Annotated in this window: 16 protein-coding genes; 8 read left to right on the top strand and 8 right to left on the bottom strand. The window is 68.1% G+C overall.

Going from position 1 to position 13,837, the window contains the following annotated elements:
- The first annotated feature begins 3 nt into the window (after positions 1–3).
- Positions 4–456 (top strand): NUDIX domain-containing protein, encoded by a 453-nt coding sequence (locus tag T8T21_RS13825; protein ID WP_322336000.1) that lies wholly within the window; start codon positions 4–6, stop codon positions 454–456.
- On the opposite strand, the gene T8T21_RS13820 is transcribed toward T8T21_RS13825, so the two are convergent.
- The 3 genes from T8T21_RS13820 to groES form a co-directional block, all read right to left on the bottom strand.
- Positions 453–1,199, bottom strand: coding sequence for a sulfite exporter TauE/SafE family protein (locus T8T21_RS13820; protein ID WP_322335999.1), 747 nt, complete (start codon positions 1,197–1,199; stop codon positions 453–455). The two genes, T8T21_RS13825 and T8T21_RS13820, sit on opposite strands and share 4 nt — an antisense overlap.
- Positions 1,200–1,334: 135 nt before the next feature.
- Entirely contained in the window at positions 1,335–2,984 is a 1,650-nt protein-coding gene (groL, locus tag T8T21_RS13815) for a chaperonin GroEL (RefSeq protein ID WP_183472431.1), read from the bottom strand.
- 45 nt (positions 2,985–3,029) lie between these two features.
- Positions 3,030–3,317, bottom strand: coding sequence for a co-chaperone GroES (gene groES, locus T8T21_RS13810; protein WP_183472434.1), 288 nt, complete (start codon positions 3,315–3,317; stop codon positions 3,030–3,032).
- A 665-nt stretch (positions 3,318–3,982) separates the two neighbouring features.
- Here groES and T8T21_RS13805 point away from each other — a divergent pair.
- From T8T21_RS13805 to T8T21_RS13780, 6 genes are all read left to right on the top strand, one after another.
- Positions 3,983–4,240, top strand: coding sequence for a hypothetical protein (locus T8T21_RS13805; RefSeq protein ID WP_322335998.1), 258 nt, complete (start codon positions 3,983–3,985; stop codon positions 4,238–4,240).
- A 121-nt stretch (positions 4,241–4,361) separates the two neighbouring features.
- Positions 4,362–5,279 (top strand): manganese-dependent inorganic pyrophosphatase, encoded by a 918-nt coding sequence (locus T8T21_RS13800; RefSeq protein WP_322335997.1) that lies wholly within the window; start codon positions 4,362–4,364, stop codon positions 5,277–5,279.
- Between the two features lie 5 nt (positions 5,280–5,284).
- A complete protein-coding gene (locus T8T21_RS13795; RefSeq protein WP_322335996.1) occupies positions 5,285–6,163 on the top strand; it encodes a TIGR01459 family HAD-type hydrolase in 879 nt (292 codons plus the stop codon).
- Positions 6,164–6,220: 57 nt separating this feature from the next.
- Positions 6,221–7,159 (top strand): bifunctional riboflavin kinase/FAD synthetase, encoded by a 939-nt coding sequence (locus T8T21_RS13790; protein ID WP_322335995.1) that lies wholly within the window; start codon positions 6,221–6,223, stop codon positions 7,157–7,159.
- Positions 7,152–7,592, top strand: a complete 441-nt coding sequence (locus T8T21_RS13785; RefSeq protein ID WP_322335994.1) for a YcgN family cysteine cluster protein — start codon at positions 7,152–7,154, stop codon at positions 7,590–7,592. The genes T8T21_RS13790 and T8T21_RS13785 overlap by 8 nt, the downstream gene beginning before the upstream one ends.
- Positions 7,592–8,638 (top strand): threonine aldolase family protein, encoded by a 1,047-nt coding sequence (locus T8T21_RS13780; protein WP_322335993.1) that lies wholly within the window; start codon positions 7,592–7,594, stop codon positions 8,636–8,638. Before T8T21_RS13785 ends, T8T21_RS13780 begins: the two co-directional genes overlap by 1 nt.
- Before the next feature lie 6 nt (positions 8,639–8,644).
- On the opposite strand, the gene T8T21_RS13775 is transcribed toward T8T21_RS13780, so the two are convergent.
- Entirely contained in the window at positions 8,645–9,244 is a 600-nt protein-coding gene (locus T8T21_RS13775; RefSeq protein WP_183472453.1) for a 2-hydroxychromene-2-carboxylate isomerase, read from the bottom strand.
- Between the two features lie 124 nt (positions 9,245–9,368).
- Between T8T21_RS13775 and T8T21_RS13770 the strand changes: the two genes are divergently transcribed.
- A complete protein-coding gene (locus tag T8T21_RS13770; RefSeq protein WP_183472455.1) occupies positions 9,369–10,388 on the top strand; it encodes a ribose-phosphate pyrophosphokinase in 1,020 nt (339 codons plus the stop codon).
- A gap of 19 nt (positions 10,389–10,407) precedes the next feature.
- Here T8T21_RS13770 and T8T21_RS13765 read toward each other — a convergent pair whose 3' ends face one another.
- From T8T21_RS13765 to T8T21_RS13750, 4 genes are all read right to left on the bottom strand, one after another.
- Positions 10,408–10,758 carry a hypothetical protein gene (locus T8T21_RS13765; protein WP_322335992.1) on the bottom strand — a complete coding sequence of 117 codons (351 nt, stop codon included), beginning with the start codon at positions 10,756–10,758 and terminating at the stop codon, positions 10,408–10,410.
- A 132-nt stretch (positions 10,759–10,890) separates the two neighbouring features.
- A complete protein-coding gene (locus T8T21_RS13760) occupies positions 10,891–11,763 on the bottom strand; it encodes a 50S ribosomal protein L11 methyltransferase (RefSeq protein WP_322335991.1) in 873 nt (290 codons plus the stop codon).
- Positions 11,764–11,884: 121 nt separating this feature from the next.
- Entirely contained in the window at positions 11,885–12,535 is a 651-nt protein-coding gene (msrA, locus tag T8T21_RS13755; protein ID WP_322335990.1) for a peptide-methionine (S)-S-oxide reductase MsrA, read from the bottom strand.
- 57 nt (positions 12,536–12,592) lie between these two features.
- The gene (locus T8T21_RS13750; protein WP_322335989.1) at positions 12,593–13,831 is read right to left on the bottom strand and encodes an MFS transporter; all 1,239 of its coding nucleotides are present in this window, start codon (positions 13,829–13,831) and stop codon (positions 12,593–12,595) included.
- Positions 13,832–13,837 lie beyond the last annotated feature (6 nt).

Raw genomic sequence — 13,837 nt, 5'->3', positions numbered from 1 at the left:
GTCATGACCACGCCCCGCCCCGTCCGTCTTGCCGTCCGCGCGATCCTGATGCGTGGCGACCGGCTGCTTCTGGTCAATGCCTACAAGGGTCGCGAGGATCTGTGGTGCGCGCCCGGCGGCGGGGTCGATCCGCATGTCTCGCTGCCCGACAACCTCGCCCGCGAGCTGCGCGAGGAATGCGGGTTGGAGATCGCGGTGGGCGCGCCCTGCCTGGTCAACGAGTTTCACCATGAGCGGCGCGGCTTCCATCAGGTGGACCTCTATTTCCGCTGCGAGATCGTCTCGGGCGACCCGGATGGCGACTGGGTGGACCCGGAGGGGATCGTCAGCCATCGCCGCTGGGTTACGCGACACGAGATGGCCACGCTCAGGGTCAAGCCCGACAGCCTCGCCGCGGTGGCTTGGGGCGACGCAGATGCGCCAAGCTACGACCCGCTCGAGCCGATCGTCCTCTAGAGCGCGAAGAACAGCACCGTCATCACCAGCCCGACGCCGGTGATGCCGATGCGCAGGTGATCCATGCGGATGAGCTTGGCGCCGCGCGCGCCCAGATAGCCGCCGATCGTCGTGGCCACCGCCATGATCAGCGCCGCGCGCCAGTCGATCAGCCCTGCGGCGGCATAAGCCACCGCCGATACCAGCGAGAGCACCGCCGAAAGCAGCACCTTGAGGCCGTTCATGCCGTGCAGGTTCACGAAACCGATCAAGCCGAGCATCGCCAGCAGCAGGATGCCCAGACCGCCGTTGAAATAGCCACCATAGGTCGACACCGCGAGCACCGCCGCCCCCGACAGGACCGGACCCGCCGGGCCGATCCCCCGCGCCCGCACGAAATTCAGGATGCGCGGCCCGGCGGCGAAGAGCAGCGTGGCGACCAGCAGCAGCCACGGCACCAGCCCGTCGAACACCGCGCCCGGCGTCACCAGCAGCAGGCCCGCCCCGAGCAGGCCACCCAAGGCGCCAAGCCCGATGATCGCCCGCAGTCCCAGCGCGCCTTCGGCACCGACATCCGCGCGGTAGCCCCAGGCCGAGCTGGCATAGCCCGGCAGCGCACCGATGGTGGCAGTGGCGTTGGCCATGATCGGCGGCAGGCCGAGCCAGACCAGCGCCGGAAAGGTCAGGAAGGTGCCGCCCCCCGCGATGGCGTTGAGCGCCCCGGCAAGGATGCCCGCGACGGTGAGAGTGACGAAGAACAGCATGCGGCCTCCCGGCGGCCCGACCGGGGCCGTCCGATCCATGCCGTGCGCATGGACCCGCCGCAAGAGGGTTTGCGCAAACGGAAAAAGGGGGCCTTGCGGCCCCCTTCCCCGTTGGATCGGTGGTGATCCGGCAGATTACATCATGCCGCCCATGCCACCCATGCCGCCCATGCCGCCCATGTCGGCGCCGGCCGGCTCGTCCTTCTTCGGCTTGTCGGCGATCATCGCCTCGGTGGTGATCAGCAGGCCGGCGACCGAAGCCGCGTCCTCGAGAGCCGTGCGGGTCACCTTGGCCGGATCGATCACGCCGAACTTGAACATGTCGCCATATTCTTCGGTCTGCGCGTTGAAGCCGAAGGCCAGGTCGGTCGACTCGCGGACCTTGCCGGCAACCACGGCGCCGTCGACGCCGGCGTTCTCGGCGATCTGACGCAGCGGCGCTTCCAGCGCGCGGCGGATGATGGCGATACCGGCGTTCTGGTCGGAGTTCTCGCCGGTCAGACCTTCGAGCGACTTGCCAGCCTGGACCAGAGCGACGCCGCCACCGACGATCACGCCTTCCTGCACCGCGGCGCGGGTCGCGTTGAGCGCGTCATCGACGCGGTCCTTGCGCTCCTTCACCTCGACCTCGGTCATGCCGCCGACGCGGATGACGGCGACGCCACCGGCGAGCTTGGCCACACGCTCCTGCAGCTTCTCGCGGTCATAATCCGAGGTGGTCTCCTCGATCTGCTGACGGATCTGGGCGACGCGCGCCTCGATCTCGGCCTTCTCGCCGTTGCCGTCGACGATCGTGGTGTCGTCCTTGGTGATGCGGATCTTCTTGGCGGTGCCGAGCATGTCCATGGTGACATTCTCGAGCTTCATGCCGAGATCTTCCGAGATCACCTGGCCGCCGGTCAGGATCGCGATGTCCTGCAGCATGGCCTTGCGACGGTCACCGAAGCCCGGCGCCTTGACGGCGGCGATCTTCAGGCCGCCACGCAGCTTGTTGACGACGAGCGTGGCCAGGGCCTCGCCCTCGACGTCCTCGGCGATGATCAGCAGCGGCTTCTGCGACTGGATCACCTGCTCCAGGAGCGGCACCATCGGCTGCAGCGAGGAGAGCTTCTTCTCGTGCAGCAGGATCATGCAGTCTTCGAGCTCGGCGACCATCTTGTCGGGGTTGGTCACGAAGTAGGGCGACAGGTAGCCGCGGTCGAACTGCATGCCCTCGACGACTTCGGTCTCGGTCTCGAGGCCCTTGTTCTCCTCGACGGTGATGACACCCTCGTTGCCGACCTTCTGCATCGCGTCGGCGATCTGGCGGCCGATGGCGGCTTCGCCGTTGGCCGAGATGGTGCCGACCTGGGCAACTTCGTCGCTGTCGTTGACGGGACGCGCGGCGGCCTTGATCGCCTCGACGACCTTGGCAGTGGCGAGATCGATGCCGCGCTTGAGGTCCATCGGGTTCATGCCGGCGGCGACCGACTTCAGGCCTTCTTTGATGATGGCCTGGGCCAGCACGGTGGCGGTGGTGGTGCCGTCACCCGCCTCGTCGTTGGTGCGGGAAGCGACTTCCTTCACCATCTGGGCGCCCATGTTCTCGAACTTGTCCTCGAGCTCGATCTCCTTGGCGACGGTGACGCCGTCCTTGGTGATGCGCGGCGCGCCGAAGGATTTGTCGATGACGACGTTGCGGCCCTTGGGGCCGAGGGTCACCTTCACCGCGTTGGCGAGGGTGTTGACGCCCTTGAGCATGCGGTTGCGGGCATCGGTGTCGAACTTGACGTCCTTGGAAGCCATGTCAGTGCTCCTTGATCTTGAATGGGGTGATTGAAGTCAGCGATCTCAGGCGATGATGCCGAGAATGTCGCTTTCCTTCATGATCAGCAGCTCTTCGCCGTTGACGGTGACTTCGGTGCCCGACCACTTGCCGAAAAGGACGCGATCGCCTTCCTTGACGGCCATGGCGATCAGCTCGCCGCTGTCCTTGCGGGCGCCTTCGCCACAGGCGATCACTTCGCCCTCGGCCGGCTTTTCCTTGGCGTTGTCGGGGATGATCAGACCGCCCTTGGTCTTTTCTTCACCTTCGACGCGGCGCACCAGGACCCGGTCGTGAAGCGGTTTGAATGCCATCTCTGCAGCTCCTCAGCAGTATGTATGTTCTCATGCCCCGGCGGGGCATTAGCACTCTCCCTCGGTGAGTGCCAACGACGAGACAGGTAAGGAGCGCTCACGCCCCTGTCAAGCATCGCGCGGCGCGGAAATGTCACATCTCGCGCGCCCGCGTAAGTAAGTCGAAAAAGGGGGTTCTCAGCGCATCCTGTTCGTGCATGATGGCGCGCAGGACAACCCCGGATTGGGAGAGCGGCTTATGACTCGAGGTTATTTCTCACACGGCTGAATGCCGCGCCGCCGCCTGTCGCGGAAGGCCGGTTTGCCCCCGCCTCCGCCTGTTGATCTTGCCAGTTCCAGGGCCCAGTCCATGACCCCCCGTATCGTCGTGGCCGATCATCCGGTCGCCGTCGGCCGTCGCCTTGCGCGACCCGCCTCGCAACGCCTCCGATTCCGCCGCTCCGCCCTCGGGCGGTCGCAGCGGAATCATGGCGTCAGCGGCACTCCGATCGCCCACCCCCCGCGCGCCTCACCCCTCTAGGGGCGAGCCCGCACCCGTGCCGGTCTTCCCGACCCGACGACGCGCAGCCCGCGTCGCCGGCCGGGAAAGTCATGGCCGTTTCAGCCGCCGGGCAAGGCCTCTCCATGCCCGGAAACTCAACCCAAGGATGAAGAAGGAACACATCATGCATCCGCCTTTCTACATCGTCGACCACCGCGCCCAGCCCGACAGCCCCGCCCCCTGGGAGGAACGCCCCCGCATGCGCCGGGGCGCGCCCGAGCGGCTCGATCTGAACCCGCCGCATGTCGGCACCGGCCTGGCCATGCTGCGCGCCGCCAGGGACGACCCCCCGGCCGCGCCCCGCGCCTTGGGGGCGGGCGGCTTCTGGCCGCGCATTCGGGCGCTGGTCACCAAACGCCCGCGCGCGGAGCCTGCGCGGTGAGACGGGGGGCGGCGCGGGGGACCGCGCCGCCCCTTGCCGGCCCCTCCGGGCGGGTGACAAGCCGCGCGGCCCTGCCTATAAGGCGCGCGACAGTTTCATCGACCTCCCGAAGGATAATCCCATGACCACGCTCGTCTTCGGCCACAAGGCGCCCGACACCGATTCCACCGGCTCGCCGCTGATCTGGGCCTGGTATCTGAACCGCCAGGGCCAGGAGGCCGAAGCGCGGCTGCTGGGCCAGCCCAACACCGAGGCCGCCTTCGTGGCCGAGCGCTGGGGCTTCGAGCTGCCGCAGGTGATCGACGACGTCGAGCCGGGCCAGAAGGTCGTCATCGTCGACACCAACAACCCCGCCGAGCTGCCGGCCTCGATCAACCAGGCCGACATCCAGGCGATCATCGACCACCACAAGCTGTTCGGCGGCATCGAGACCAAGGGCCCGATCGACATCACCATCAAGCCGCTGGCCTGCACCGCGACCATCATGCACGACCTGATGGGACACGTGGCCACCGAGATGCCCGAGGGCATCAAGGGTCTGATGCTGTCCTGCATCCTGTCGGACACGCTCGAGTTCCGCTCGCCGACCACCACCCCCGCCGACAAGGCGCTGGCCGAGCGGCTTGCCGCGGATCTCGGCATCGATGTCTCCGACTATGCCGGCGAGATGTTCGCCGCCAAGTCCGACATCTCGGCTTTCTCCGAAGCGGAGCTGCTGCGCATGGACAGCAAGGAGACCACCGTCGACGGCAAGAAGCTGCGCGTGAGCGTGCTCGAGACCACCTCCCCCGACCAGGTGCTGTCGCGCAAGGACGCGCTCCTCGAAGCGATGCCCAAGGTCGCGGCCGAGGATGGCGCCGACGAGGTGCTGCTCTTCGTGGTCGACATCCTGAAGGAGCAGGCGACGCTGCTGGTGCAGAACGACACCGTGAAGGCGATCGCCGAGAAGAGCTTCGACGCCACCGTCTCGGGCGACAGCGTCGTGCTGCCCGGCGTGATGAGCCGCAAGAAGCAGATCATCCCCGTGTTGAAGGCCTGATCCGGATGACGCGGATCATCGAGCGCTTCGCCGACATCTCGGGCAGCTACGACGCCGCCTTCGTCGATCTGTGGGGCTGCATGCATAACGGCGTGCGGGCCTATGAAGAGGCGGTGGCCGCGATGCGCGGCTTCCGGGCGGCGGGCGGCAAGGTGATCCTCGTCACCAACTCGCCGCGGCCGCGCGCCTCCGTGGAGGCGCAGGTCGAGGGGCTGGGCGTGCCGCGCGACTGCTATGACAGCGTGGCCAGCTCGGGCGATTCGGCCCGCGCCGCGATGTATCAGGGCGCGGTCGGCGAGAAGGTCTGGTTCATCGGCGACGAGCGTGACGAGGCCTTCTTCGAGCCGCTGCGGATCATCAAGGATCCGGTCGAGGTGGCGCGCGTCGATCTCGACGCGGCCGAGGGCATCGTCTGCTGCGGCCCCGAGGACGAGGATGCCGACCCGGAGGTCTACCGCCCCGCCTTCGAGACGGCGGTGGCGCGCGGCCTGAAGCTGCTCTGCGCCAACCCCGACATCATCGTCGATCGCGGCGAGGAGCGGGTCTGGTGCGCCGGGGCGCTGGCCCGGCTCTACACCGAGTTGGGCGGCGAAAGCCTCTATTTCGGCAAGCCGCACCCGCCGATCTACGACCTCGCGCGCCGCAGGCTGCACGAGATCGCGCCGGGCATCGCCGACGAGCGGATCATCTGCATCGGCGACGGGCCGCATACCGACGTGTCGGGCGCGGCGGGCGAGGATCTCGACTGCCTGTTCATCACCGGCGGTCTCGCCGCCGCCGAGACCGCGACCCGGTCGGGCGGCCAACCCGACGCCGAGAAGCTCGCCGCCTATCTGCGCGATGAGGGACAGGCCCCGACCTTCTCCATCGGTTTCCTGCGCTAGACCTCTCGGGCGCGCGCCTGCTTGCGCGCGCCCCGCCCCGCCGCTACGCAAGGCGCCATGCGCAGCTTCAGCGATTTCACCGACATTCCCCCCGCCGACCGCGGCGCCGTCGCCGCCATCGGCAATTTCGACGGCGTGCATCTGGGCCATCGCGCGGTGATCGACCTCGCCCGCGCCGAGGCCGCACGACTCGGCGCGCCCCTGGGCGTGATGACCTTCGAGCCGCACCCGCGCGAGTATTTCGCGCCCGATGCCCCGCCCTTCCGGCTGATGAACCGGACCGCCCGCGCCCACCGGCTCGAGAAGATCGGTGTCGAGCGGCTGTTCGAGCTTCGCTTCGATGCGGGCCTCGCCGCGCTTTCCCCGGAGGGCTTCGCCCGCCAGGTGATCGCCGAGGGCCTCGGCCTGCGCCACGTCGTGATCGGCGCCGATTTCCGTTTCGGCAAGGGTCGCGCCGGCGATGCCGCGATGCTCGAGGCGCTGGGCCGCGCGCATGGCTTCGGCGTCACCGTCTCGCCGCTCGTCGCGCTCGACGCAGGCGAGGTCAGCTCGACCGCGATCCGCCGCGCCCTGTCCGAAGGCCGCCCCCGCGACGCCGCCGCCATGCTCGGCCACCTGCACCGGCTCGAAGGCGAGGTGATCCATGGCGAGAAGCGCGGCCGCGAGTTGGGCTTTCCGACCGCGAACATGACCATCGACGGGCTGCACCTGCCGCGCTTCGGCGTCTACGCCGTCAAGGTCGACGTGCTCACCGGGCCGCATGCCGGGACCTATGACGGCGCCGCCTCGATCGGCACCCGACCGATGTTCGGCGAGAACCATCCGAATTGCGAAACCTTCCTGTTCGACTTCAAGGGCGATCTCTACGGCGCCGAGATCTCTGTGGCGCTGGTCGAATACCTGCGCGGCGAGGAAAGGTTCGACGGGCTCGACGCGCTGATCGCGCAGATGGATGCCGACTGCGCCCGCGCCCGCGAGGTTCTGGCCGATGCGTGAGCGTTTCTGGGAATTGCCGCTCGAGGAGCTCGATCGCGCCGAGTGGGAGGCGCTCTGCGACGGCTGCGGCAAATGCTGCCTCAACAAGATCGAGGACGAGGACACCGGCGAGGTTGCGTTGACCCGCGTCGCCTGTCGCCTGCTCGACGGCGCGACCTGCCTGTGCACGAAATACGCGACCCGGCACAAATACGTGCCCGAATGCATCGTGCTCACCCCCGACAAGATCGCCGAGACAATGTACTGGCTGCCCGCCACCTGCGCCTACCGGCTGCGCGCCGAGGGGCGCCCGCTCTACGGCTGGCACCACCTGATCTCCGGCGACCGTCAGGCCGTGCACCGCGCGGGCGTGTCCATGGCCGGCCGCACCGTACCCGAGACCCAGGTCGATGATGACGACTGGGAGGACCACATCATCGAGGAGCCCGTCTGATGCAGTTCGCCTCCGACAATGCCGGTCCCGCCCATCCCGCGATCCTCGAGGCGATCGCGCGCGCCAATGACGGCCACCAGCGCGCCTATGGCTCGGAAAGCGCGATGTCGCGGGTGCGCGACCGCATCCGCGACATCTTCGAGGCGCCGCAGGCGGAGGTGCATCTCGTCGCCACCGGCACGGCGGCCAACGCGCTGATCCTGGGCTGCATGGCCCGCCCCTGGGACGCGGTGTTCTGCTCGGAGCACGCCCATGTCGAGCATGACGAGGGCAACGCGCCCGAATTCTATACCGGCGGCGCCAAGCTGACGCTGGTGCCCGCCCCCGACGGGCGGATGACGCCCGCAGCGCTGGAGCAGGCGCTGCTGCCCGAGGGGGCACGCAGCTTTCACAATGCCCAGCTCGGCCCGCTGAGCATCACCCAGGTCACCGAGACCGGCGCGGTCCACGACCTCGCCGAGATCGCCGCGCTGTCGGAGATCATGCATGCGCGCGGCCAGAAAGTGCACATGGATGGCGCCCGCTTCGCCAACGCGATCGCCGCCTTGGGCTGCAGCCCGGCCGAGATGACCTGGAAGGCGGGCATCGACGCGCTGAGCTTCGGAGGCACCAAGAATGGTTGCCTCGGCGTCGAGGCCGCGGTGTTCTTCGACCCCGACCTCGCCCGCGATTTCGAGATCCGGCGCAAGCGCGGCGGCCATCTCTTTTCCAAGCACCGGTTTCTCTCGGCGCAGATGCAGGCCTATCTCGACGACGACCTGTGGCTCGATCTCGCGCGCCGCGCCAATGAGGCCTGCGCCCGCCTCGTCGCCGGGCTGCGCGCGCATGGCGAGGCGGAGATCCTCTACCCGGCCGGGGCCAACCTCGTCTTCGTCACCCTGCCGCGCGCCACGCTGCGCCGCCTGAGCGATGGCGGCGCGGATTTCTACGTCATGGATGGGGATCCGATGACCGGCGATCCGGCCGAGCGGCTCACCGCCCGGCTGGTCTGCGACTGGTCACTGGGCGCCGAGCAGGTCGACCGTTTCCTGGCGCTGCTGGGCTGAGGCCGCTCAGAGCTGCCCGGACAGGTGCAGGTCGAGATCCGACAGCCGATCCTGCCCCCAGAACCGCTCGTCGGTGTCGGTGATGTAGAAGGGCGAGCCGAAGACGCCGCGCTGCACCGCCTCCTCGAGGTTCTGGGCGTATTCGTCGGCGGCCCCCATCATGTTGCTCTCGGCCAGGCCGGGGTCGAAGCCCGCCTCCTCAAGCGCGGCGCGGATCACCTCCTCGACGGCGATGTCCTTCTCTTCGGCCCAGCAGGCGCGGGTGATCGCGTGCACCAGCCGCCCCATGTCGCCGCCACCCGCCCGCTGGGCGTTGATGATCGCATAGGCGGCGGGCGCGCCGTTGGTGGGCCAGAAGGCCGGGCGCGGATTGAGCGGAAGCCCTGCCTTCTTGGCCTGGCGGCGCATCTCCTGGCGACGATATTCGAGCCGGCTCGGATGCCGGTCCTTGGGCAGCTGCCCGCCCGAACGCGGGAACAGCGCCATCACGTCCATGGGCTTGTAGACGATCTCGGCCCCGTGCTTGGCGGCGATCTCCTCGAGCCGGGTCCCTGCGATGTAGACGTAGGGCGACAATGTCGCGAAAAAGTAGTCGATTTTCGGCATGAAGCCCCTCTTCGCACGCCACCCCCATCGGGCAGGTTTGCGCCATGCTAGGGCTGTGCTAGGCGGTGTCAATCTTTCCGCCGCCCGCTGCGAGGCGGCCCGAGCCTGCCGAGGATGCCCCTTGATGCCCACCTTGAACGAGCCGAAGCTGATTGCCGGCAACGCCAACCAGACCCTGGCCCGCGCGGTCGCCCGTCGCATGTCGATGCACCGGGGCATGAATGTCGGCCTCGTCGACGCCCGGATCGAGCGCTTCAACGACCAGGAGATCTTCGTCGAGGTCTATGAGAACGTCCGCGGCGAGGACATGTTCATCATCCAGCCGACCTCGAACCCGGCCAATGACAACCTGATGGAGCTGCTGATCATGGCCGACGCGCTGCGCCGCTCCTCGGCCGCGCGCATCACCGCCGTGATCCCCTATTTCGGCTATGCCCGCCAGGACCGCCGCGCCAAGGCGCGCACGCCGATCTCGGCCAAGCTGGTCGCCAACCTGATCGCCGAGGCCGGGATCGAGCGGGTGCTGACCATGGATCTGCACGCCGCCCAGATCCAGGGCTTCTTCGACATCCCCGTCGACAACCTCTACGCCGCGCCGATCTTCGCGCTCGACGTCGCGCACCACTTCAAGGATCGCCGCGACGACGTGATGGTGGTGAGCCCCGATGTCGGCGGCGTCGCCCGCGCGCGCGAGCTGGCCAAGCGCATCGGCGCGCCGCTCGCCATCGTCGACAAGCGCCGCGAAAAGGCCGGCGAAGTGGCCGAGATGACCGTGATCGGCGACGTCTCGGGCAAGGCCTGCATCATCGTCGACGACATCTGCGACACCGCCGGCACGCTGTGCAAGGCGGCCGAGACGCTGATGGAGGCCGGCGCCACCGAGGTGCACAGCTACATCACCCACGGCGTGCTCTCCGGCCCCGCCGTCAGCCGCATCGAGAAATCGGTCATGAAATCGCTGGTGATCACCGATTCGATCGAGCCGACCGAGGCGGTGAAGAACGCGCCCAACATCCGCATCGTGCCGACCGCGCCAATGTTCGCGCAGGCGATCCTCAACATCTGGAACGGCACCAGCGTCAGCTCGCTCTTCGAGCACGAGACGCTGACGCCGATCTACGAAGGCATGTACACCGCCGATTGAGGCGGCCTATGGCGGGCCCTCAGCCGAGGAGCCCCGCCAGACCCCGCGCCAGCAGCCCGGTGAGCACATCGGGCTGCAGCGCCCAGGCCACCGCCCGGCCGAACGGGCCCGAGGCGTCCAGTTGCGACAGCATCTCGCCCAGCGCCACGGCGTCGAGCCGCGCCATCAGCAGGCTCTTGGCGCCCAGCGCCGACATCATCGGAAACATCACGAGAATCAGGGCAGCCAGGGCGGCATTGCCCTCGCGCCGCGGCATCACCACGACCAGATCGTCCTCGAGAACGTAGCACTCCGGCTCGCCCGCGGGGCGGCGCTGCTGGCGGTCAATCTTGCGAAGACGGGTTTCAAAGCTCGGCGAGACGCAAGTCATGGTCGGCGATCCTGGCAAGGTGCCCCCACCTCACGGTGTCAGGATTAGACCCGCATCATGGCGAAAATGTGGCAGGCGGCCCACTTTCCGGCGAAAACCCGGCAGCCCGCCACATGACCGCCCCACCGCGCCTCAGTCGCGCCGCATGTCGAGGGTGGTCCATTCGCCATGGCTCGTACGGGCGGCGCGCGCAAAGCCCTGCCCCACATAGACCGCCTCGACTGCATCGGCCTGTTCGTTGAGGATGCCCGACAGGATCACCCGCCCGTCTTTCGCCACTTTTCGCGCCATTTCGGGCGCGAGCGCGACGAGGGGGCCCTTGAGGATATTTGCGAAGACGAGGTCGAAGGGTGCGGCCGCCTCCAGCGCCGCGTGCTCGAAGCCCGCCGCCTCGAGGCACTCCACCTGCCCCTCCATGCCGTTGGCCGCGAGATTGGCCTCGGCCACCTCGACCGCCACTTCGTCGATGTCCGACGCCATCACCCGCGCCTCGGGCCAGACCCGCGCCGCCGCCATCGCCAGAACGGCGGTGCCGCAGCCGATATCGACGACCCGCGCCGGTGCCGCGCCTTCGCTTGCCAGAGCGTCGAGCGCCTTCAGGCAGCCCAGCGTCGTGCCATGATGCCCGGTGCCGAAGGCCATCGCCGCCTCGATCAGCAGCGGGATGCTGCCCTGCGGCACCTTGTCGGCGTCGTGGCTGCCATGCACGAAGAACCGGCCCGCCTCGACCGGGGCGAGATCGCGGCGCACCTTGGCGACCCAATCCTCGTCGGGTACCTCCGAGACGACGAAGCCGCGCGCGCCATGGCTCGCCGCCAGCAGGTCCAGCTCGACCGCGTCGGGCGTCTCCTCGAAATAGGCGGTCACCTCGAACAGCCCCGAGCCATCCTCGATCTCGAACACGCCGGTGCCGTAGGGGGTGGGCTCGAGTTCCTCGAGCGCCTCCGCCAGCCGTTCGCCGCGGCGCTGGTCGTCGAGCTGGGTGATCGCGGTGAAGACGGGCATCGGGGTTCTCCGGAACAAGGGGCCTCGCGCGGCATAGGCGCAGGCGAAGGGGGCGGTCAATCGCCGCCCCCTTCAACATCAACCGATCAGACCCGGGGCGATGCCCCGGGCCCGGGCGCGTTCAGGCGCCAACGCCGATCGGGCAGGTCACGCCGGTGCCGCCGATCCCGCAGTAACCGGCGGGGTTCTTGTCGAGATACTGCTGGTGGTAATCCTCGGCCATATAGAAGGCCGGGGCGTCGGTGATCTCGGTGGTGATCGCGCCGTAGCCGGCCTCGGTCAGCCGCAGCGAGAACGCCTCGCGCGAGGCTTCGGCCGCCTCTTTCTGCAACTCGTTGAAGGTATAGATGCCCGACCGGTACTGCGTGCCGCGATCGTTGCCCTGCCGCATGCCCTGGGTCGGGTCGTGGTTCTCCCAGAACACCCGCAGCAGTTCGTCATAGCTGGTCTTCGCAGGATCATAGATCACGCGCACCACCTCGTTATGGCCGGTGCGGCCGGTGCAGACCTCCTCATAGGTCGGGTTCGGCGTGTAGCCGCCCGCATAGCCCACCATGGTGGAATGCACGCCCGGCAGCTTCCAGAAGATCCGCTCAACCCCCCAGAAGCAGCCCATGCCGAACATCGCGACCTCGAACCCCTCGGGGGCCTCGGGGTCGAGCGCCGTGCCCAGCACGGTATGGGTGGTGGCGGTGGGGATCGGCTCCGGGCGGCCCGGCAGCGCGTTCTCAGGGGTGACCATCTCGGTCTTGGTCGAACTCAGGCCGAACATTGCCTTCTCCTCGTCTGGTGTCTTGGCTCGCGATATAGGCACGGACGGCGCCGAGTTCTACTCGGCCGCCACCGGAAGCCGGGCCCGCGCGAACACCGTCTCGCGACCCGGCGCCGGATGGCGCGGGATCATCAGCGCCAAGGTGAACGACACCCCTGCCATGCCGGCGGCCAGAAGGAAGACCGCATCCGGCGCGACCAGCCAGAGATAGCCCAGCGCGGCGGGCAGGAACACGGCGGCGATGTGGTTGATGGTAAAGGCCACGGCCGCCGTCGGGGCGATGTCGCCCGGATCGGCGATCTTCTGGAAATAGGTCTTGAGCGCCAGCGCCAGCGCGAAGAACACATTGTCGATCACGTAAAGCGCGGCGGCGACCGCGACGCCCCAGCCGAACCAGTAGAGCCCGCCATAGGCGAGGAACACGCCCATCAGCCCGGCATACTCGACCATCAGCCCCTTGCGCTCGCCCCAGCGGGCGACCGCCCCCCCGATCAGCGGGGCGCCGAAGATGTTGGTCAGCAGGGTGATCAGGAACAGCGCCGTCACCTCGTGCACGTCGTAGCCGAACTTCTCGACCATCATGAAACCCGCAAAGACCACGAAGATCTGCCGCCGGGCACCGGCCATGAACTGCAGCGCGTAGTAGAGCCAGTAGCGCCGGCGCAGCACGAAGCTCTTGGTCTGAGGATGCGGCTCGCGGAAGGCCGGGAAGGCGAACCAGCAATAGAGCGCCACCGCGGCACAGAAACCGCCCGAGACCATGTAGACGAAATCATAGGACAGCCCGAGGCTCTCCCAGGTCAGCACGATCGCCAGATAGGCCACCAGCGTCGCCCCCGCCCCGGCCGAGACCAGCCAGCCCAGCATCTGAGGCGCGCGGTCCTTGGGCAGCCATTGCAGCTGCAGCGACTGGTTCACCGTCTCGTAGTAGTGAAAGCCGATCGAGGAGAGCATGGTGATGGTCAGGATGCCGCCCATCGAGGGGAACTGCGCGGTGAGCGCGGTGGCAATGCCGAGCAGACCCAGCGAGATCAGCGCCAGCGACTGCTCGCGCACGAAGAGCAGGATCGCGATCACCCCGATGGCCAGAAAGCCCGGCACCTCGCGCACCGTGTGCAGCCAGCCGATATCCGAGCCGTCGAAGCCCGCCGCCTCGATGACGAAGTTGTTCAGGAGCGCAGACCACGTGGCGAAGGCCACCGGCATGGCCATCGCCATCAGAAAGAGGAGCGCCACAGGCCTGCGCCAGATCGGCAGGGTCCGGGCCTCGGAAAGCGGCATCGGAATACGTGTCATTCGCAA

The sequence above is a fragment of the Limimaricola variabilis genome (assembly GCF_034371605.1).
GTDB classification, from domain to species: Bacteria; Pseudomonadota; Alphaproteobacteria; order Rhodobacterales; family Rhodobacteraceae; genus Limimaricola; species Limimaricola variabilis.
Note: the sequence above shows the minus strand (reverse complement) of the source record. Positions and strands in the feature narration are given on the sequence as shown.